Annotated in this window: 13 protein-coding genes; 8 read left to right on the top strand and 5 right to left on the bottom strand. The window is 60.3% G+C overall.

All coding sequences use genetic code 11. The annotated features are described in order from the left end of the window. Positions 1–117: 117 nt before the first annotated feature. Complete coding sequence (locus LAN64_18145; GenBank protein ID MBZ5569753.1) at positions 118–324, bottom strand: hypothetical protein; 207 nt, start codon at positions 322–324, stop codon at positions 118–120. 425 nt (positions 325–749) lie between these two features. Here LAN64_18145 and LAN64_18140 point away from each other — a divergent pair, with 425 nt between their 5' ends. The 3 genes from LAN64_18140 to LAN64_18130 all read left to right on the top strand — a co-directional run bounded on the left by LAN64_18140 (position 750) and on the right by LAN64_18130 (position 4,031). Further along, positions 750–1,118 (top strand): hypothetical protein, encoded by a 369-nt coding sequence (locus tag LAN64_18140; protein MBZ5569752.1) that lies wholly within the window; start codon positions 750–752, stop codon positions 1,116–1,118. Positions 1,119–1,395: 277 nt separating this feature from the next. Beyond that, on the top strand, positions 1,396–3,237 hold the full coding sequence (locus LAN64_18135) for an adenylate/guanylate cyclase domain-containing protein (GenBank protein MBZ5569751.1): 1,842 nt from the start codon (positions 1,396–1,398) through the stop codon (positions 3,235–3,237). Continuing rightward, on the top strand, positions 3,234–4,031 hold the full coding sequence (locus LAN64_18130; GenBank protein ID MBZ5569750.1) for a DUF928 domain-containing protein: 798 nt from the start codon (positions 3,234–3,236) through the stop codon (positions 4,029–4,031). The genes LAN64_18135 and LAN64_18130 overlap by 4 nt, the downstream gene beginning before the upstream one ends. Positions 4,032–4,068: 37 nt before the next feature. Here the strand turns inward: LAN64_18130 and LAN64_18125 are convergent, their stop codons facing one another. Next, on the bottom strand, positions 4,069–7,410 hold the full coding sequence (locus LAN64_18125) for a CHAT domain-containing protein (GenBank protein ID MBZ5569749.1): 3,342 nt from the start codon (positions 7,408–7,410) through the stop codon (positions 4,069–4,071). 361 nt (positions 7,411–7,771) lie between these two features. Here LAN64_18125 and LAN64_18120 point away from each other — a divergent pair, with 361 nt between their 5' ends. Beyond that, positions 7,772–11,029 (top strand): protein kinase, encoded by a 3,258-nt coding sequence (locus LAN64_18120; GenBank protein ID MBZ5569748.1) that lies wholly within the window; start codon positions 7,772–7,774, stop codon positions 11,027–11,029. A gap of 33 nt (positions 11,030–11,062) precedes the next feature. Here LAN64_18120 and LAN64_18115 read toward each other — a convergent pair whose 3' ends face one another. Together LAN64_18115 and LAN64_18110 are read right to left on the bottom strand one after the other, a co-directional pair. Beyond that, positions 11,063–11,938 carry a DUF3365 domain-containing protein gene (locus LAN64_18115; GenBank protein MBZ5569747.1) on the bottom strand — a complete coding sequence of 292 codons (876 nt, stop codon included), beginning with the start codon at positions 11,936–11,938 and terminating at the stop codon, positions 11,063–11,065. 2 nt (positions 11,939–11,940) lie between these two features. After that, entirely contained in the window at positions 11,941–12,780 is an 840-nt protein-coding gene (locus LAN64_18110) for a hypothetical protein (GenBank protein ID MBZ5569746.1), read from the bottom strand. Between the two features lie 492 nt (positions 12,781–13,272). On the opposite strand from LAN64_18110, the gene LAN64_18105 reads away from it, so the two are divergent. Beyond that, on the top strand, positions 13,273–14,898 hold the full coding sequence (locus tag LAN64_18105; protein ID MBZ5569745.1) for an FHA domain-containing protein: 1,626 nt from the start codon (positions 13,273–13,275) through the stop codon (positions 14,896–14,898). Between the two features lie 138 nt (positions 14,899–15,036). Here the strand turns inward: LAN64_18105 and zwf are convergent, their stop codons facing one another. Beyond that, positions 15,037–16,605 carry a glucose-6-phosphate dehydrogenase gene (gene zwf / locus LAN64_18100; protein MBZ5569744.1) on the bottom strand — a complete coding sequence of 523 codons (1,569 nt, stop codon included), beginning with the start codon at positions 16,603–16,605 and terminating at the stop codon, positions 15,037–15,039. A gap of 234 nt (positions 16,606–16,839) precedes the next feature. Here zwf and LAN64_18095 point away from each other — a divergent pair, with 234 nt between their 5' ends. The 3 genes from LAN64_18095 to LAN64_18085 all read left to right on the top strand — a co-directional run bounded on the left by LAN64_18095 (position 16,840) and on the right by LAN64_18085 (position 20,602). Continuing rightward, a complete protein-coding gene (locus LAN64_18095; GenBank protein ID MBZ5569743.1) occupies positions 16,840–17,607 on the top strand; it encodes a glucose 1-dehydrogenase in 768 nt (255 codons plus the stop codon). A gap of 28 nt (positions 17,608–17,635) precedes the next feature. After that, positions 17,636–20,023 (top strand): glucan 1,4-alpha-glucosidase, encoded by a 2,388-nt coding sequence (locus LAN64_18090; protein MBZ5569742.1) that lies wholly within the window; start codon positions 17,636–17,638, stop codon positions 20,021–20,023. 135 nt (positions 20,024–20,158) lie between these two features. Further along, complete coding sequence (locus LAN64_18085) at positions 20,159–20,602, top strand: ATP-binding protein (GenBank protein MBZ5569741.1); 444 nt, start codon at positions 20,159–20,161, stop codon at positions 20,600–20,602. Positions 20,603–21,157 lie beyond the last annotated feature (555 nt).

Genomic DNA, 21,157 nt, shown 5'->3' with positions numbered 1-21,157 from the left:
CGTACGCCACCAAAATCCTCCGCCGCAGATCGTCGGAAAAGGCTCGTGCCATCAGCTGTATTCGCAGAGACCGCCAGCACCAGCAGCTTACGTCCAAACACTCATTCGCGGGTATATCTACTCGGGAACCGCTCTAGTGGATAGAGTCCGTTCCTCGCTCTCCATCGCCAGCAGGGCTTCCAGATAGCCGATGTGGCTGCGGTTCTCCTTGACTGCCTGCTCGGTTGATGGAACGAAGTTGGCTGCCGATGACCGGCACACGTGTAAGGCCTTGCAGTACTGTTTCACGCTGGCATGCTCCAGGACGTCGGTAGCCGGCTTCATCGCGCCATCTGCGCTTCCGCCGTTGTCAGCGGCAAGTCGTACTCACTATGACGGGCACGGGACGCTCGTAGCGTTTCCAGCCCAGTTCCCACCTCACAGCCTTCCAGCGGCGGACGCGCCAGTTCGTTGAAGATCGGGAACGGCCATGAGCAGCTATTCTCAGAAACAATCCTGTCCTCAGAACTGATGGGACAGGCAGGTTCCGTCTATGTGAAAAAAGTTGCACACCTGTATGGACCTTAGGTGGAAGAGACGTTGAAAACAAACGGGATGCGGCACTCATTCTTGGGTTATGGATTGCCGATAATGTGGTTAAGCACCGGCTGAGGTCAATTGCCAAGAGTTGGGGTTCACAGAGTGGACTTGGCGGCGACCTCTATCGGATGCGCACATACCGTTCGCGAAATCGAGGAGAACCGACCGCTATGGACTGGGAGACCAAGAGCCATTTTGAGAGTATCGAGAGCGCCCACGAGTTTGTCGACCTGCTGTCCGAGACCGTGGCCGAAGTCAAGAAAGAGATTGATGCCGACATGAAGAAGATGTCGGACGCACAGTCCCAGCGCCGCCAGCAAGCTTTGCAAACGGTCTCCTACAAACTGGAAAAGCTCGCCGTGTATATGAAGAAGAGCCGCCGCATCCTGAACGATCTTCGCACTCTGCGTCGGCTGCTGCGTGGAGGAACGGGGTGCGCGGCGGTCACTCCCAAGCTGCCGGATATGGCGAAAGCTGACATACCTGTGCCGCCGGTTGCGCGCGATGTTGCCGGTGCGAACTGCCCCGAAAACCGGTAGCAAGGCTGCCGCCTGATGTCGGTCATCCGCCGGGTTGGTGCAGAGAAGTTCTAAATCGTCTGCTAAGGCCGACCATTCTTTTCAAGCATATACAGTCCTGTTACCATGCACCGAAAACGGCGCTGTACATGATTCTGTAGATGGCTGCCTGTGACTCGGCTCCTCTTGTGGCAATGAAAGGAATATGGCTACTCCCTCCGAGATGAGCTACCATCCAAACCGCCGGTCCCACGGTGTTCGTTCATCTCCGGCGAACAATAGCTGAGAGGCCGCCCGGATGCAGGTTCGAGCTGCAAGTGCTGCGGTGCTGCTGGCATTGTCGGTGTGCCTGTTGGCACTGGCCCTGACACAAACCGCACTTTGGAAGGGCATCGAACTTCAGAGTTATGACTTCCTGATAGCCATGCGAGGGCCGGCGCCGCCTTCCGACCGGGTTCTCATCGTTGACTTCGACGAGGATTCCGTACTGGCCTTGAAGGCCTTTCCTGTTCCGCGGCCGCTGCTGGCTGAAGTGATCGCCAAGGTCAGCGCCGGAAGTCCGGCTGTGATCGGCTTGGACATCATCCTGGACCGCCCGCGCGATCCCGCTGCCGACCAACACTTGGCTGAGACCATCGCACAGGCAGGCAACGTCATCCTGGTGAGCGAATATGGCTTCGGTGGCCTTTCTCGCAATGAGCCGCTGCCGGCATTCGAGTCGGCTGCTGCCGGCGTTGGCTTCGGTGATCTGCCGCAGGATGACGATGGCATCGTCCGACGGATGCATTTGGTGTTGCGCGAACCGGGTTACGAGCGGCTTGCCTTCCCAGTCGCAGTGGCAACCTATGCCACGGAACAGTCTCTGCGCCCTGGGCGAAGCGGCTTTCTGCGCTTCGGCACAGCCGACATTCCGCTCGCTACCAAGCGCCCCGATTCCGCGCTGATTGATTTTCATGACTCGCTTCCGGCAGAGGTTGTGCCTGTCCAGCGTCTGCTGGCATCGGGGTTCGATCCGCACATCTTCCGGGAGAAAGTCGTGGTGATCGGGCAGAGCAGCGAGATGGGGAAAGACCTGTTCTCTGCGCCGGCGTTCCGTTTTCGAGCTTCGCGCAACGGTCGCAGCCTGCTCTCCGGCGCGGAAATTCACGCCGCGGGCATAGCCAGTCTGCTCGACGGCCGTTTCCCGCACCGCATTGCGGCCCCGCTGCAATGGACGCTCAATTTCCTGCTCGCGGCGGCGCTAATTTTCTTGCTCATTCGGGTGCGATGGTGGCTCGGGTTTGCGGTCTTGCTCGCCACCACGGGCGGTGTTCTTGTCGCAACCGGGTGGCTGTTTTCCCATCAGGAACTCTGGACGCCTTTTGTCACCACCGATACATGCCTGGTATTAGGCCTGCCCGCGGCGTTCTGGTACCGCTATCGGGAAGAGCAGCGGCTCAAGGTTCGCAGCGAAGCCGAGCGACGGCAACTGATGAGCCTGTTTGAAAGGTACGTTTCCGCCGATGTGGCAGCGGAGATATGGAAGCGCAGAGGCGAATTCGTCCTGGCGGGTGAGGAGCGGGTGGCGACGATTCTGTTCTCCGACATTCGCAACTTCACTGCCCTGACGGCCGGCCGGCCCTCCGCCGAAGTGCTGGCATGGCTAAATCGCTATCTCACCGCCATGAGCGACGTAGTCAAGGCGAATGGAGGATTTCTCAACAAGTTCATCGGCGACGGCATCATGGTTGTCTTTGGTGTTCCGTTGAGCCAGGGTGAGAGGGCGGATGCGTGCCGCGCCGTGCAGTGCGCCTTGCAGATGCTGGAGCAAGTGGACGCGTTGAACTCCACCATGGGGACGGAAGAACCCAGGCTGAAGATTGGAGTTGGGATTCATACCGGCATGCTTACTGCCGGGAACGTCGGTTCGCCGGAACGTCTGGAGTACTCCGTAATTGGAGAATCCGTGAACCTCGCTTCCCGCCTTGAGTCACTGACAAAGGAATTCAAGACGGCTATCGTGATGAGTGCGAGCACATGGGAAAGAATCCGCGAGAGCTTTTCCGCCGTTCCCCTCGGCGAAGCAGAGGTGCGAGGTTTCAGTGGGAAAATGATGGTATACGGGGTAAAGATTGAGAGAGCCGTCGGGGTGCCATCATGAAGCGAGTCGGCCTACGATGGCTCATCGCTTTGCTGTTGACCGCCGGCCTGGCGGCGGGGCAAGGGAAGCCGCAGTCCGCACCACCGCCGCAAAAGCCATCTCAGTCCACCGCAAAAGATGCTCCCAAGGCGCCCCCGCGCAAGCGACTGGTGGCGGATCTCTCCGGCTTCGAGATGAGCGATCCCAACCAGACTCGCAAGCAACGCGCGCTGTTGGGTGCTACGCGAGGCGGACCATCGCGCCTGCCCATCTTGCTGGCGCCCGGCTTGGCAAAGTTCTATGGCGCCTCGCTGCTGTTTGCCTGGCAGGACCCTGGCCGCAGCCAGGGCTTCGAGATCGTGTTGCGGGATGACGACGACAAGGAAATCCTGCGCCAGCAAGTCAGCGTAGCGGAGTTCCGCCTGAAGGATGCTTTGCCTCGATTCCAGCCAGGAAAAACTTACCATTGGAGCGTGCGGTCTGTGCCGTCGCTGGTGGAGTCCAGATTCTCGGAAGTAGCCGGTTTCGTGGTTGTTTCCGACTCCGAGCGCGAGCAGATTGAAAAGGAGCTGGCAGCCATCAAGCGAGGGGACACCTACCAAGCAGGAACCGCACGCGCCCGCGTGTTCGTGAACCATCGTCTCTGGTACGACGCGATTGGCGCCTACAGCGATCTGATCCAGCAGTACCCTGACCGCGCCGAACTGTACGAGGAACGGGGAACGGTCTACGCACAGATTGAGGTCACCAAGGCAGAGGCGGACGCGGACTTTGCCCACGCCGATGAACTGCAGGCGAAGAAACCTGAACAGTGATCCACGGCTGGGTAACTGTTTCGAATGTTGCCATCCTTCACTTCCACTCGCCTTGCAGAACGAAGGCAGCCCACAGAAAAGGAGCGCGCCACTTTTCTTGCTTCCACATTTCGATCTGCGCCTCGCGTAACGCTGCCGCGGGCCGCAAGCGCCGCTTCCCCAACATGCCTTCGTAGAAACGCTGCATTTCTTCCGCGGTAGCTTGATCGTTCACGCTCCACAAGCTCACTACCACGCGGGGCGCTCCAGCGTACATGAAACCTCGCGCCAGGCCGATCAAGCCTTCTCCCCGCAGCTCCTTGCCCAGGGCGGTGCTGCAGGCGCTGAGCACGACCAGATCGGCATTGAGCTTTAGATTGAACAGATCGTTCAAGCGTAGAAACCCGTCCTGCGGGGTGCCCGTTTTGTCGAAAAGCGACAACACCAGGCCGGACAATTCCGGATGCGCGTCGTTCACTACTCCATGGGTGGCGAAGTGGACGATCCGGTACCGACCCAGCTCCGGGGAAGTTGCGGCTGATCTGTTCGCCATGAAATCCACCGCAGCAAACCGCGATTGTGGCGAGGTCAGGCGAAGGACGGCTTCCGCTTCTTTGCGACTGAAAGGGAGGCGTTCCAGTCCAATTCCACGCAAGGTCCCGATGGCGAGGGATTCAGCGGAGGCGGTCTCGGGGACCCGCTGCGGTAAAGGTGCCGCTGAGGGCTGGCTTGCATTCTCTGCCGGCGCGACGGTTCTAACGATGCGATCGTCCTCTCGTTCAAAGACGGGATCGGCAAACACCGCAAGTTTCTTGGGGGCGGGGTGGCGGCCGGTAAAATCTCGCCGCAGGAAGGCCAGAGTCGAGGCCGAGGGAACGCTGACAATCTCATGCCGAACGATCAACGGTTCATAAGAGTCCATGCCGGGCGAAGGCAGCGCCGCAAACGGCACGATCTGCAAAGCGCCGTCCCCCACAATGAGAAGACGCTTGTTTCCAATCTGGTCTTGCACTGGCCCTAGAAGTATCTTGCTCAATGCCCAGCCAGTCTTCTGGTAGTCGTCGGGCGCGGAGGGGCGCCGGCCGGTGATGGTTCGATACAAGCGCACCGCCAATGCTTCGACCTCGCCGCGTCCCGCTAGCTCAATGCTGGTCAGTCGCGAGCTGGTGACTGCCCACAGGTAGCTGCGCTGCGCGCCGATCGCGTATTCCAACAGCACAGTATCGGGATCTAGCACTTCCTTCTGTATCGCCGATAGGCCGAGCGGCTGTGGTTGCGAGAGTTCTGCATAACGAGGGCTGTCGGCGCGGACTTGTGCTTCCACCTGCTGATACTCGGTGCGCAGCGCGGCCAGCTCCTTCTGAAGCACAGACGCCCGCTCGCCGTCATCTCCGCCAGCCAGCAGGCGAATTTCCGCGCTTTGCTTGTCTTCCAGGAGTTGCCTAAGGCGAAGCTCGCGCTGCAACAAACCGGCATCCACACCTTGGCGGATGTCTACTCTCGCCTCACTGAGAAGATCGAGCAAGCCGCGCGCCTTCGCGCGCTCATGTGCTTCGAATGCCTTGGCGTCGTAAAGCTGGTCTGGATGCAGTCGGTGTGACTGCATCAGCAGGTCAACATAGAACTCATAGGCGTGCTGTGCGCTTGCGAGATAGGAGGTGCGCAATTCACGGCTGGTAATTCTCGCCCGTTGTGACTCGGTGATGGCCAGCGAAGCTTCGATGTGATGGCGAGCGGAGGTGAGATCGTCCAGGGCTTGTTCGGACTTGGCCATCCAGAAGAGAGCTTGCGATTCTCCGGCCTGATCGTGCACCGCGCGGTAAAGGTCGAGGGCTTCCCGGTAATAGCCAAGGGCGAATTTGGATTGCGACAATTCCGCGTACACGGTACCCACAGCGTTCAGCGCCTGGGCTTTCGTGCGGCGATCGCCCACCGCCTGCCGTATTTCCAGGGCCTGCAGATAGAACTTGAGTGCCTGGTTGGTGTGACCCAGCAGGTCGTGCTCTCCGGCGAGTGCGTGCAAGGCCCGAGCTTCTCCCAGCCGATCGCCTCGCGCCTGGTGGAGTGGAATCTCGCGGGCAAAACATTCGAGCGCCTTCTGATGCTGCCCGAGAGACTGATAGGAAACGCCAAGACGGTACAGCGCCTCGGGATCGACTTCGCTCTCGGCGGCCGGGAGCATCTTGAAAGCATCCTCGGAATAACTCAGTGCCCTGGCGTCGTCTCCGAGAGCAAGATAGACGCTGCTGATACCCGTCAGGGCAGCAGCCTCGAGGCCGCGGTCGTGCAGATCGCGCGCCAGTTTCAGCGCTTGCCGATCGCACTCCAGCGACTTTTCCTGTTCTCCTGCCTCGTAATGAACGATGCCGAGGCGAAGCAGCGCCGTCGCCTCCATGAGGCGATCGCCGAGCGAGCGAAACACGTTCACCGCTGTGATGAGGTCGGCGAGCGCTTGCTGCATCTCGCCCCACGATTCGCGAAGCAGGCTGCGGCCGATGAGGGCTGTGCCTTCCTTGGGCTGGTCTCCGACCGCATGCAGAGCGGGGATCGCCTGATCGTAATAGTCGCGGGCGTGCGCCTCGTCAGCCACGGCCGCGTACGCTTCCGCCAGGTTGAAGAGGGTGCGGGCTCCCCAGGGACGATCACCCAGATCTCGGTACAGCGGGAGCGCCTGCAGGTAGTAAGGGATTGCGGCCTGCCTCTGATTCAGCAAATCGTTGAGGATTCCCAGCAGGTAAAGAGTACTGGCCTGGTTTCTGCGATCGCCGAGCGCGCGCCAGAGGGGAAGCGCCGGGCCGAAGTAGTCCAACGCTTGCTGCTTTTCACCGGAGGCAAACGAGACACGGCCGAGTCCCATGAGCGCCGAGACTTCGCACTGGCTGTTTTTCAACGCGCGGCAAAGCGGCAGCGCCTGCCGATAGGTTTCCTGTGCCGGCTTGACCTCCTGGTTCGATTCGTAAGCACTTCCAAGGATAATCAGGACACCGGCTTCACCGGCGGGATTTCCCCGGCCTCGAATCAGATCTAATGCCTGGCGCAGGTATTCTATTGCGCGCGCTTTTTCACCTAGAGTGAGAGAGGCGGAGCCCAGGCCGGTCAGCAACTCAGCTTGCTTGCCTCGGTCCCCCAGTTGCTTGTACAAAGCGAGCGATTCCTCGCCCTTGACGATGGCCTGGCGTATGGATTCCTGCGACTTCTGCGCGTACAGCTGCATCGCCTGGGCATAGGCTTGATCCGCAGCGACACGGGTGTCCTGTTCCGACTGGGAAATCGGCGCCGCACTGGACTGAAGCAATACCGTAGACGGCGCTGCAGCGAGGATTGCACCCAGAATGGCAGCGAACAGAATGCAGAGGACCATCTCCATTACGCAGGATGCTTTCGAGTTTCGCCAGCTCATAGGATTCTTCGGGATTGAGCGCCTCCCCGACAGAGAATGCGCAGCCCGTCACCAATATGCCTTCGGCGGGTCGTCACGCGTCGTCAAAACGGTCGCGATGACCGATCATAACTCTTTTGCTACTCTGGCCGACGAATCGGTTGACAGCTCCCGTGGGTTTCTGGGACTATTTAACTGCTCCTGAACAGCTGTGGGGGGAGTTTCGTTTCCTTGCGTTCGACTCATAACATCGATCATTCTGTTTACTAGAGGTAACTCCTTCCGGGCGCACGGTCCGAAGCGGATCGCATTTGGGGAAATAACTGTCTTTCGTCTTGCGTCTGCCATCATTGGTACAGTTTGGGGCTCGCCGGGGTATCGCGTGGGAAAGCTGGGAAAATACGAACTGCTGGGGGAGCTTGGTCGGGGCGCCTTCGGGATCGTGTACCGTGCACGGGATCCCATGATCAGCCGAATGGTGGCGCTGAAAACGATGACGACCAGCGTGGCCGATAACCCTGCTCTTTTGCAGCGTTTCTATCGTGAGGCACAGTCGGCCGGGTCGTTGCAACATCCCAACATCGTCACCATCTTCGACATGGGGGATGAAGATGGCACTCCTTATATCGCGATGGAATTGGTGGACGGGCAGAACCTGGACGCGGTGATCGTCAGCCGTGTTCCGGTTGCCCTGTCGCTGAAGCTGGTCTACGCCGTTCAGGCGTGCCGGGCGTTCGACTACGCCCACAAGCGCGGCATCATCCACCGCGACATCAAGCCGGGCAATGTGATGGTCAATAAAGAAGGGACCGTCAAGGTGGTGGATTTCGGGATCGCCCGCGTGCTGGAAAGCTCCAAGACGCAGACCGGCATGTTGATTGGCACGTTTTCCTATATGGCGCCCGAGCTATTTCACGGCGAGCACGCCAACGAGCGATCGGACATCTGGTCGTTTGGGGTGCTGCTGTACGAGCTGATAGCGTCGCGGCGTCCTTTTTGCGAAGGGTCTCCCGCCGCGCTGATGCAGAGCATCTGCCATCACGAACATCCTCCGCTTCGCCAGGTGGCGCCGAATTGTCCCGAGGATCTCGAGGCGGTTGTGCACAAGACCTTGCGGAAATCAGGGGCAGAGCGATACCAGTCGATGGAAGATCTGCTCATCGATCTGGACCCGATCCGTAGACGGCTTCAGGCGGACACCGTGGCCGAGATGCTGGCGCAGAGCCGGCAACTCATCGAACAACAGGAATTCGAGCAGGCACGCGACCTGGTGCGCCAGGCCCTGTTGGTGGACCCGGTCAACCCGCAGCTCCGATCGCTCTGCGAGAGGGTCAATGTAGAGCTCCGACGCATCGCGGTCCGTCCGCAGGTGCTGGAGCGGGTCGCGAAGGCACGCGAGCTTCTCGAGGAGGGAAAGCTTCAAGAGGCCAGTGCCGAAGCCGGCAATGCCCTGGGGCTGGATTCTTCCTTCGAAGCCGCACAGGAACTCCAGCGCAAGGTGCAATCCGAGATTCGCCGCGCCCAAATGGTGAACGAGTGGCTGGAGGAGCTGAAACAAAGTCTCGCGGAGGGGTTGCCGGACCAGGCTGAGGCAATGCTGGCCCAAGTGGAGGAAGCCGATCCTTCGAACCGCGAGCTGCCAGGTTTAAGAAAGCAGGTTGTGGACGAAAAAGAACGGCGGCAGAGGCAAGCGCGGCTGTTCGACGGCATGCAGCGAGCGCGCGTCTACTGGACGCAGCAGCAGTACCGGGAGTGCATCGATCTGCTCACCGAGCTGCAGACGGAATTTGCCGGCGAGGAAGAGATCGAGAGACTGCTGGAGACGGCGCGTGAGGAACAAGCCGAGCAAAACAGGCACGAGAGGCTGACCCGGGGACGCAACCTGCTCGCGCTGCGGCAGTACGAGGAATGCTTCGCGGTATTGACGAAGCTTCAGGCGGAGTTTCCCGACGACGACGAAATCGGGAGGTTGTTGGACACGGCCCGCGCCGACCAAGTCAATCAGCAGAGGGAGCAGAGGTTGGCGGAGGCACGGAAGTTGCTGGCCGCTCAGCAGTACGATCAATGCATCGCGGTCCTGGGGTCGCTCCAGGAGCAGTTTGTTGACGACGACGAGATCAGCCGGCTGCTGGCGGCTGCCCGCGCAGATCAGGCCGAGCACGACAGGAAGCAGAAAGTGGCTGCCGCGAGGAGCTTTTTTGCGGCGCAGCGATTTGCCGACGCGCTGGCGGTCCTGGACACCATGCTGGCAGCCGATCCCAAGGACTCGGCGGTCTTGAAGTTGCGCGCGCTGGTGCAGCGCGAACAGCAAAAGCAGACCTCGTCCGAGATCCTGCAACGCGAATGGGAAGTTTTGAAGAAGCTCATCGGCGAAAAGGCATACCCCGACGTGGTCACCCGGGCCGAAACCCTTCTGTCCCAGTTCCCGGGGGATGCCAACTTGATGCGGCTCGTCGAGTTTGCCCGGAAACAGCAGGCGCAAATAGAAAATGAGTTGCGCTTTCGGGCCGCACTGGCTGAGGTGCAGGCGCACCTGGACGCCAATCGGTTTCCGGACGCCGTAACTGCTGCTCGCGACGCGCTCGAAGTCTTCCCGGGAAATGCCCAACTCAGCGCTCTACTGGAACAAGCGCAGTCCGGCGAAAAGAAGGAAATCGTTCGAAAGCTGATTGAGCGGCGCATCCGCGAGATCAAGGTCAAGATCAACCGCGGCGATCTTAGCGAAGCCAAAGCCATGGCGCGGGAGGCGCTGACCACGCTGGGGCCGGATACGGACGTAAATCAGTTGCTGGCGTCGGCCGAGGTTGAGTACGAAGCCCGCGAAAAAAAGAAGAAGCAAGAACAGCAGTTGGAAAGCATAAGGAGCCTGATTCACAGCGGCAAGAACGACGAAGCGGCGACCCTGCTGGACGAAGTCATGAAGGGCGGCGATTTCCACGTCCTCGATCCTCGTCTTTACCAAGTCGCGGATGAGATCGAGGCCGCCCGGAAGGCGGCCGCCACCCCAACCTTGTCGACGGTCGAAGCAGAAGCGGCAGGCAGAGCCAGGGAATACGCCGTCCTCGAGGGTCGGCCCTTGCCCGTCGATGTCAATGCTTCGACCGCAGCCGTTCCGCAGCCTACGCAACCACCTCCGGCGCCCGCGGCAACGGCTTCAATCCTCGTCAGCCAGGATGACACTTTGCGGGCCGTCGAGAAGCAGCTCGCTACCTTCATAGGACCGGTAGCAAGGATCCATGTCAGGAAGGCTGCCTCACAGGCGAGAAATACCGAAGAGCTGTATTCGCTTCTGTCCGAAAATCTGGAACGAGAAGCTGACCGGAGGGTGTTTCTTGCCAAGCGAGTTGAAGTGAGCCGCAATCAGGTGCAGAGCCAATCACCCGCAAGACCCGCCCCGGCCAGCGCAGCCGCAGCACCCAAAACGCCAGCCGCTCGGACTGAGCTTACGCGCGAGGCCATCGACCGCGCCGCCGCAATGCTGGCGCGTTACGTTGGCCCGATCTCGGGTGTTTTGGCAAAAAGGGCAGCGCAGCGCGCCAGCAGCCCGGATGCACTTTACCTGCTCCTCGCCGAACATGTAGAGACCAAGGCCGATCGTGCGCGCTTCCTGCGCGACGCCGGCTTGCCCGACCAGGAGTAGCCGGGGCCCCCCCGCCCTCCCCGTGTCGGGCGGTTACGGCGTCTCCAACATTTTCAGTGCCTCGGCCATGCTCTTACGCATGCGGCCGAACGATTGCGTCAACTTCGCGATCTCATCGTTGCCGGACAACTGCAACTTAGGCGCATCCATGTTGCCCAAGCTTACTTCATCGGCGATCTCGGACAAGCGCTGCACCGGACGCGTCACCACCAGGAAGAGGGTGGCGTTGAGCGCCAGGAAGATCACCGCAAAAACCGCCGCCAACGAGATCATGAATCCGGTGAAGGCAACCTTTGCCCGCTGGATGGGCAATTGCATGGGCGCCGATACGATCTGCGCGGTTATGATGTCATTCAGTTTCCAGCCGAAGCCATTGGCGCTGCCATAGCGTGCGATCAAGGTCGCAGGTGCTGACTCGGGCGTGCTGTGACAGGACAGGCATCTCGGATCCGCGATCTTCAAGGGACGCGCCATGTAAAGCATCTTGCCGTTCGGCGTATCGCGTTCGCCGACCAATTCCTTCTGGTCAGGCGACTCGCGGAAGTGGCGGACGATGTCGGCCTCCCAGTCGGTCGCCCGGTTGACCGGATTGGTCGGATTCAGAGTTGCCTCTTTGTACTCGTAGTCGGGAAACGTCTTGCGCAGCTGACTGAAGTACTGGTTGGCCGAGTATGCGGGCACGGATTGCGGCAGGAACGAATACTTGAGCTGCGTTTCCAGCAGTGGCTTGATCTGGCTAGCGGTGTAGGAACGCACCGCCAGCGCGGCTTCCATCATAATGCGCGCGTTTTCCACGATTTCCTGTTTGGCGTTGCGCTGCAGCAGCCTGTCGCTGAAGTACCCGGCCACCACGAAGCCGAAGGCGAAAACGAGCAGCAGGACGAGGTTGAACTTCACAATCAGTTTCATGTTTATTCCCTACCATGTCGCGAATCGGGAGTAGCAGCCGGCGGCGCGGCTTTCGGCTGGTACTTCTCGGGGTGCAGAATACGGTCCCACTCGGGATGTTCGTTGAGGTGAGCTTCGACACCCTTGCGGAATTCAGGGTCGCTCAGGCGCGGCTGGAAGCGCTCGACGAACCCTCTACGCCAAGCATGTGCCATCGTAAGCCAGGGCTGGATTTCGGGATACGTGACTTCATGGTCTCGCCGAGGCTCCGTCGGACGCTTGCCGGCAAAATGGGGCAGGCGCGAAGGCAACGTATCTCGAAAAGCGCGTGGTAGCGCATCCACAAAGCCCGGGTCGAGGCGGGAGGCAGAGTTGACAGTTCTGCCTGGACGGCGCGAGAAGAACTGTCCGGCCTTCGCAGCGGACGACTGTCCCAAGTTGCCGTCCCGGTTCACCATGCCGATCGCGACTGATCCGGATTCCACGAAGATTTCGGTGGCTGCCGCGGCGTGGAGCAAAACCGAACCGCCACGGGAAGTAGCTGCGAGCAGCGGGGTCGAGTAGCGGCAAGCGCCGGCATTGGGGTCAGACTCGCCTTTTAGCCATCCGCTGAGCAATACCAGTTCCGTCTCGGCGGGTTCGCCTTCCGACTTGACGAGAGAGCGGCCTGCACGGTGGCTGAACAAGAATAGGCGGCTGGACGGGCCCAGCGCCACGATTGGGCCTCCAGTAAACTCCAATTGTGCAAAACCGGGATCAGCGCTTTCAATGATGTCGCCCTGGCGGATTGGCATGCCTTCCCCTCCCCGCAGGACGGTCGTGCCTCGGATCACCCGCAGCGCACCTTCGACCAGAGTGACCATGCCTGCGTCCTGCGTTTGGGCGGAAAGCGGGTACAACAGAAGCAACACCAAGGATAGGAGCGCAGAATTCATTTTCACCCGAAGTGGCAGCCGCAACCGCAAAACCTGAAACCAACACGTCGCCTCAGACCGAAAGCAAGGATTGATTTTAGGAATGCGTGCTCGTAGACGTGCGCAGAATTCTTCACGGGGGGCTTGGTCGTGTCAAGGGTAATTTGGACTCCGGGGTATTCGATGCCGGCAAAATGCAGGATGTTTACTCTGGCAACCTGCTGGTCACAGTCGCTTGACGCTCCCGACAGGCGGGGGCCATAATCGGCATCGCCGTCGCCCTGCTCAGTGCGGCGAGGCGACAGCAAGTTGCCGCCTTCCGCCACGCAGACTGATCGAACGGCTCGATTTCTCGTAACCTCCGCATCTTGAAAGGATGAGGTTTGCGAACTAGGCTCGCATACGCTGCTAATGCTGCGCCAGTGTGTCGTCGATGAATTCATGCGAATTGTAACCTGCTATCGCGGTAACGAAAAAACGTGGGACACCCTGGAACCGGAGGTAGTGTTCGGACGAACCGACGAAAAGTCGGCAGCCGTCCTTGACCTGTTTCCCGACAAAAAGGTCTCCCGGGCGCACGGTCGAATCTGGGATGCGGGCGGCCTCTACTGGATCGAAGACCTCAACAGCAAGTGGGGCACTCGCCTCAATGGTGTCGAGATCAAAGGCCGGGGAAAACAGCAGGTCCGGATCGGCGACCTGATCGTGGTCGGCGATACGACGCTTCGCCTGGAACCAACCCGGCTGCCGGAAGGTCCCAAGCAAACCAAATACCTGGAACACGGAACGATGCTTGTCCCGGAACCCCGGGAGCCCGATGCGTCGGTGGCGATCGCCGGTGATGTGAGCGCGTCGCTGCAAGATGCGGTACCGGTAAGGGTCGTCGGCGAGGAAGCCGCGCGGCGGCTGCGTGTGATTTGTGACCTTCCCGTGCAATTGGCGGAAAAAGCGGACCGGGAGTCTCTGCTCCGCGTCATTGTCGACCGCCTGGTCGAGGTGCTGCCCAATGCGGAGAGCGTAGGGCTGGTGTTGCGCGATCCCAGGACTGACGCGTTGTTGCTCAAGGCGTATCACTCTGACGGCCTGTGTTCGGTCAGTGAGACGTTGGCGCGCCGGGCGGTGAAGAGCCGCAAGGCATTCATCTGGACACGGAGTGTCGCGGGCGATCTCAGCGGCACGCTCCTGGCGGGCCCAATCGCAGTGGGGATGTACGCTCCGCTTCTTTGGCAGGACGAGGCGCTGGGAGTGATCTGTGCGGATAGTCACGAAGCGGACGCGGCATTTACGGAGGACGATCTTCGCTTGATGGTGATGGTGGCACAATACGCTGCCATGACCGTGGCCAACCACGACTTGCAGGAAAAACTTCTCCGCGAATCCGCGGTCAAAGCCAATCTGTTGCGCCAATTTTCGCCCGCCGTTGCCGACCGGCTGCTCGCGCATCGCGGCCAGTTACAACTGGGGGGCGAACGCCGCGCCGTGACACTGCTTTGCTCCGATATCCGTGGTTTCACCAAAATGTCGTCCCAGATGCCGCCGGACGAAATCCTGGGGATACTGAATACGTACTTCGGCTACCTTGTACCCGTGATCTTCGCCAACCATGGGATGATTGACAAGTACATGGGAGACGGAATCCTGGCCGTGTTTGGAAGCCCGGAGCCGGATCCGGCGCATCATGAACACGCGGTAAGAGCCGCCCTGGAGATGCAGGCCGCGGTGGCGTGGTTGAATGCCGCCCGCAGCGCTCGGGGCGCGCCGATCTGGCAGGTCGGCATCGGCATCCACTGCGGAGAAGTGGTCCAGGGATTTCTTGGTACATCCGAGCGAATGGAATTTACCGTCATTGGAGACGCGGTAAACCGGGCCGCGCGTTATACCGATGCCGCCATGGCGGAGCAGGTTCTGATCAGCCCCGAGGTGCATGAGCGCGTCTGGCGGCTGGTGGAGGCGGAAGCGACCACTATTACCACTAAACACGAAGGCGAAATGCGCGCCTATCGCGTGCTTGGTCTGAAGGCCGGACGACTCGAACAAAGTGGCGCCAGTTCAGCGACCCGAGACTGATCGCCACAATCCAAGCGTCCAGATCCCCGTTGCCGGCGGCCACCGGCAACGGGGTGCCCCACTTCCAAACAGGACGGAGCCGAGCATTCCCAGTGTCGCCTCGAGGGCGAGGCGGACGCACGTCTCTGCCAAGATCGGCTACGCAGGAATTCCATGGGTCGCCCGGGATTGTGGCGTGGGCAGCGGATTGCGCCAGCGATGGGAGTCTTCCAGCAGCGCGTTGGCCTCCACCGGCCCCCACGTACCAGCGCTGTAGTTGGGGAAGGCAGGCGGAGATTCGTGCTGCCACTGCTGCAGGATGGGAGTCATCAGGGCCCAGGCCAGTTCGACACCTTCGCTGCGCGCGAACAAGGTCGCATCGCCCAACATGCTGTCCAGCAGCAGCCGTTCGTACGCGCTGTAGGAGGCCATGCCAAACGAAGTGGCGTAGCGAAAATCCATGTCAACCGGACGTACATCCATGCCCGGCCCGGGCGTTTTGGCAGCAAACTCCAGGGAAATTCCTTCGTCCGGCTGAATGCGAATGGAGAGCAGATTGGGCGCCGCCTGATCGCATAGTGTGCCTGCGAACAAGGCGAGCGGCGGCTGCTTGAATTGGACAGCGATTTCCGTCCAGTGCTTGGGCAGGCGTTTACCGGCGCGCAAGTAGAAAGGGACCCCGGCCCAGCGCCAGTTGTCAAGGTGCAGCTTCAGCGCGGCGAAAGTCTCGGTACCGGACTGTGGATTGACGCCAGGCTCTTGCCGGTAGCCGAGCACTCGTTCCCCGTTGATCAGACCCGGTCCATACTGCCCACCCACCGCAAGCCGCTCCACGCCTGCGCCGACGAGCGGCCTGATGGAACGCAGCACCTTGACTTTTTCCGCTCGCACCGACTCGGAGTCGAAAGCCCCCGGGGGTTCCATAGCCGTCAGGGTCAACAGTTGTATGAGGTGGTTCTGTACCATGTCGCGTAGCGCGCCTGCTTCCTCGTAGTAGGTTGCGCGGTTCTCAACTCCGACGGTCTCCGCGGCCGTGATCTGCACCTGGTCCACGTAGCCCCGGTTCCAGATAGGTTCGAAGATGCCGTTGGCGAATCGGAACACCAGCAGGTTCTGGACAGTCTCCTTCCCCAGGTAATGATCGATGCGATAAACCTGCTCCTCCGAAAAAACAGCGTGCAAGGCCTGATTGAGCTGGCGGGCCGATTGCAAGTCGTGGCCGAAAGGCTTTTCCACGATGATGCGCGTCCACCCGGCCGATTTCGACAACCCCGCGGCCTGCAGGTGATGGGCGATGCCGGGCATCAGGCTGGGAGACACTGCCAGATAAAACATTCGATTGCCGTGCACGCCGCAGTCGCGATCGAGTTCTGCCAGCCGCGTGGCGATCCTCTGGTACGAGTTCGCATCGTCGGATGCTCCTTGAACATAGAACAGGCGCTGCTCGAAGCGACGCCAGACTCCGACATCCACCGCACCACCGAACTGCTCGACAGCAATCCGCATCTCCGCTCGGAAGGCGTCATCGCTCATGCCGCGGCGCGAGTTGCCCACAACGCAGAAGCACGGTGGCAGCAATCGTTCGCGCGCGAGCTGGTACAGGGCTGGCATGAGCTTGCGGCGGGTCAGGTCGCCGGAAGCGCCAAAAATCACCATGGCACACGCGTCAGGGATGCTCTCTACCCGGCGCGGCAGCGGGGCAGCGGTTGGCTCAGCCGTAGCAGTCATGCAGACTCTCTCCTGATCTCGCGGCGCCTCGCGGCATGGCCGACGAATTAGGTGGCGCTGCACGGCCGCGAACGGCCCGCTCTCGCGCGTACGTAGCCGCCGCAAAAAGGCGAGCGCGAACACCGGCGCGGAGACATTATGATCGATGGCTTCCGCGGCGGTCCAGCCGTGCGGCTGAATTTAGATGTCTAAGGTCCAGCACCAACGCATCACATGGATGTAATGCGCACACAGATGAGACTGGCAGGCAAAGTCGCGTTGGTTACCGGAGGTGACCAGGGGATCGGTCGGGCCATCGTCCTGCGGCTGGCGCAAGAAGGCGCGGATGTAGGGTTCAGTTTCCACTCCCATCAGCAGCAGGCGGGGGAAGTCTTGTCCTGCGTGGAGGCGCTTGGCCGGAAAGGGTTCGTGTCGCAGACCGATGTTGGCGATGTGCAACAGGCGCGGGCGCTGGTTCAGGGCGTCGTGGAGCACTTCGGCCAACTCGACATTCTGGTTAACAATGCCGGATTGGAGAAACGTGCGCCCTTCTGGGAAGTGGATGAAGCTGATTACGATGCGGTGCTCGCGGTCAATCTCAAAGGGGCATTCTTCACCACGCAGGCCGTGGTCCGCCACTTGATACAGACAAGTCGTCCGGGAAAAATCATTAATCTCAGTTCCGTGCACGAGGAACTGCCCTTCCCTAATTTCGCTCCCTATTGTTTGAGCAAGGGCGGAGTGAAGATGCTCACACGAGACTTGGCAGTGGAACTGGCGCCCTTTCACATTACGGTTAACTCCATCGCGCCCGGAGCGATCGCAACCGCCATCAACACCGGTCTGCTGCGGGACAGCGAAAAGCTTTCCGCCTTACTCAAGAACATCCCCCTTGGCCGGATGGGTACTCCGGAAGACGTGGCCGCCGCGGTGACGTTTCTGGCGTCGGCCGAATCCGATTACATCACCGGCGCCACCGTCTTTGTGGATGGCGGACTAACGCGCAACTACCACGAGCAGTAAACCAGTACGCAAGCACGGCGAGTACAGAATGAGCAATGGCTTCCAGAAATCTCTGGCGTTCGGGGCCCCAGGTATGAGCCCGCGCTGGACGTCGAGCACGAAAGACGGGGTGGGGACTGCGTATTCGGCTTCGAGCTGCGTGTGGTTCACGATATCCCATGGCATCCTGAACGAGGTCTACTATCCTACGATCGACCGCCCGCAAATCCGCGACATGCAGTTCTTGATCACCGATGGCCAGACCTTCTTTCACGAAGAACGCCGTCATCTGAAAACGGAGGTCGAGGAGTTGGACCGCTGGTCGCTGGGATACCGGATCGTCAACAGCGATCCCCAAGGACGATATCGCCTCATCAAGCAGGTCATCGCCGATCCGCATCAACCGTGCGTCCTTATCCATACCGAGCTCGAGGGAGACGCGGAACTGCTGGACCGGCTCCAAGTCTTCGCGCTCGTCGCACCCCACCTGGAAGTCGGCGGCTGGGGCAATTCCATCCGACGGATCGAAGTCTTGGGGCGCAGCGTCCTGCTGGCGTGGAAGGCGCGGACCTGTTTGGCGATGAGCGCCGATGTTGGTTTTGCGAAGACTTCGTGTGGCTATGTTGGAGCCAGCGACGGCTGGCAGGACCTCAACGACAACCTGCGGATGGACTGGGAATTCGAGCGAGCCGACAACGGCAACGTCGCCGGGATGGGAGAGTTGAGTCTTTCCGATAAAGAGGATTTCACGGTTGCGCTTGCTCTTGGAGATAGCCCGCATGCCGCAATTGCGACCCTGGTGCAATCCTTGGCAATTCCTTTCATTCAACACCAGGAAAGGTTCGGGGTACAGTGGCGCCGGGTTGCAGAATTCGAGGACCTGGAGCGCTTCGTCACTGACGGCGGGCTCCTCTATCGGACCAGCCGGCAGCTGCTCCTGGCGCACGAGGATAAGACGTTTGCCGGCGCGCTGATCGCATCCGCCAGCATTCCGTGGGGTGACTGCAAAGGCGATGAGGATCTAGGCGGCTACCACCTTGTCTGGACCCGCGATGCGGTGCAGTCAGCATCCGCGCTGCTGGCCAGTGGCCGCAAGGAGACCGCGCGCCGCGCCCTGGTCTACCTGGCGTGCTCGCAGGCTCCCGATGGTGGCTTTCCGCAGAACTTCTGGATTGATGGCACCCCCTACTGGCAAGGCATCCAGCTTGATGAAGTGGCTTTCCCAGTGATGCTCGCCTGGCGGTTGTGGAAGGCAGACGGACTGGCCGACTTCGACCCTTATCCCATGGTACTGCGGGCCGCGCGGTTCCTGGTGCAACAAAGCCCGGTCACACAGCAGGACCGTTGGGAGGAGAACAGCGGCTATTCGCCCTCGACCTTGGCCGCCATTATTGCCGCGCTCATTTGTGCTGCCGACTTCGCGCGATCACAGCAACAAGAAAGCACGGCAGTCTTTCTGGAACAGTATGCAGACTTTCTTGAAACCCACATCGAGCAATGGACGGTCACCACCGAAGGAAGCCTGGTCCCGAGCATCCGGCGCCATTACATCCGCATTCATCCCTCCTCGTGCGACAGCGGCCTTCCCGACGAAGATCCCAACACCGGCATGCTGCTGATCGCCAATCGTCTCCCCGGAACTCAGTTCAGATTCGCCGCCAAAGACATTGTGGATGCCGGATTTCTTGAACTGGTTCGATATGGCATCCGCAAGCCCGGAGATACCCTGATCGAGGATTCGCTGCAGGTTGTGGATGCCGTGCTGAAGGTTGAAACGCCATGCGGGCCCTGCTGGCGACGCTATAACTACGATGGCTACGGCCAGCGTCCTGACGGTGGGCCTTTTAGAGGGTGGGGCCAGGGGCGGGCTTGGCCGCTTCTGACCGGCGAACGGGGCCACTATGAGTTGGCGGCGGGTCGTGATCCGAAGCAGTTCACGGCAGCTTTGGAACGGTTGGCTTCCGGTGCAGGCATGCTTCCCGAACAAGTCTGGGATGAGCGCGACCGGCCCGAGCGCAGATTGTACTTGGGGAAGCCGACTGGTTCCGCAATGCCGTTGATGTGGGCCCACGCTGAATACTTGAAGCTGCTGCGCTCAGTGGCGGATGGGCAGGTCTTTGATCTTATCGAGCCGGTGGCTGCGCGCTATCTGCGCACGCAATCGCGGGCGGCATGGCAGGTCTGGAAACCTGACCGGCGAGTGCCAAGCGTCAGCGCGGACAGCACGCTTAGGATCTTGGCGTTTTCGCCCTTTCGTCTGCACTGGTCGCGCGACGGATGGCAAACTGTCAGCGACACCACTTCCACCGACACTGAGCTGGGATCGTTTGTCGATCTCCAGGTTCGGCCAGGCCAACGTGCCCCTCTCAGCTTCACCTTCTATTGGCTCGCGGAAGCTCGTTGGGAAGGGCAAGATTACTGCGTCGAGATCGGTTAGCCGCAAACGACGGCGCTGCCTGCTTGGGCTCTGCGAGCGAAGGACGAGGCGTTGCCTACACGGTCAGATCGGAGATCACTACGCTCCCGGTACAATGGAGACGCGCCATAACCGTCGCGTTGGAGGAACGCACCCATGCCCGCCGAACTGCCGCAATGCACATTCGAGCCCAACAAGCTCATCCTGCGCCTCAACATCACCTTGCAGGCCGACCCCAAAGCTATCTCCCCGGTGGTGGACGGCGTAATGGCCACCGCCCGGGAGATGAAATGCGCCGCCGGTAAAGAGCTGGAGATTGAGACCGCGTTGCGCGAGGCTTTGGCCAATGCCATTAAGCACGGCTGCCACAACGACACCTCCCAGCAAGTGCAGTGTTGCGTGGCCTGCGACGAGACTCGCGGCATGCTCATCATCGTGCGCGACCCGGGCAAGGGCTTTGATCCGGCATCCATCCCCAGCCCGGTAGTGGGCGAGAACGTCTATTCCGAGCACGGCCGCGGCATCTACCTCATCAACGAACTGATGGACGAAGTGGACATCCGCCGCGGCGGCACCGAGATTGTCATGCGGAAACAGTGACGGCGAACCCTGCCTGGGTTTGGGGCAACCACAGACCAAACCGTCCACCCGAGAAGCGACAGTTCCAAGCATTACTAAAGCCGCATTTCTCTGCTGAACCCCAGTGATATTTCGCATGTTACCCCGTTGGGATACAAACGTAACAGCGCACCACCCGGTAGCGCGGGATAAGTGCTGTTGTTTCAATAGTTCTAGAACGCTGTTGGAACCGGCGGTACGTGCCAGATTGTCACTCGGAAGATGTCACACACGCGCCATTTTGTCTCATAGATTTTGATGGTCCTATAAGCATCAGTACTCATATTTGGACTCCGCCAGTACTCCTAATCTGAAGAAAACAAGTACCTTTTTGGTCGTAGTCAACTTGATTTCCAGAGGGGTGCCGGTTGAAACTCTGTTCGTATGATGTCAAAAACACCCAGAACTACCAGAACAATTCCTCAATTTCAGGCACCTCTGGTACAGCGGATTGGCGATCTCAAGCGGGAGCGGGATGAATTGCAGGAGGAAGTCCTCCAACTAAAGGCGGCGGTGCAGATCTGGAAGGCCGTCTGC

The organism is Terriglobia bacterium (assembly GCA_020073185.1).
In the GTDB taxonomy this organism is placed as follows: domain Bacteria; phylum Acidobacteriota; class Terriglobia; order Terriglobales; family Acidobacteriaceae; genus JAIQGF01.
The sequence above is the reverse complement of the archived record's forward strand: the minus strand, read 5'-3'. Positions and strand labels throughout refer to the sequence as shown.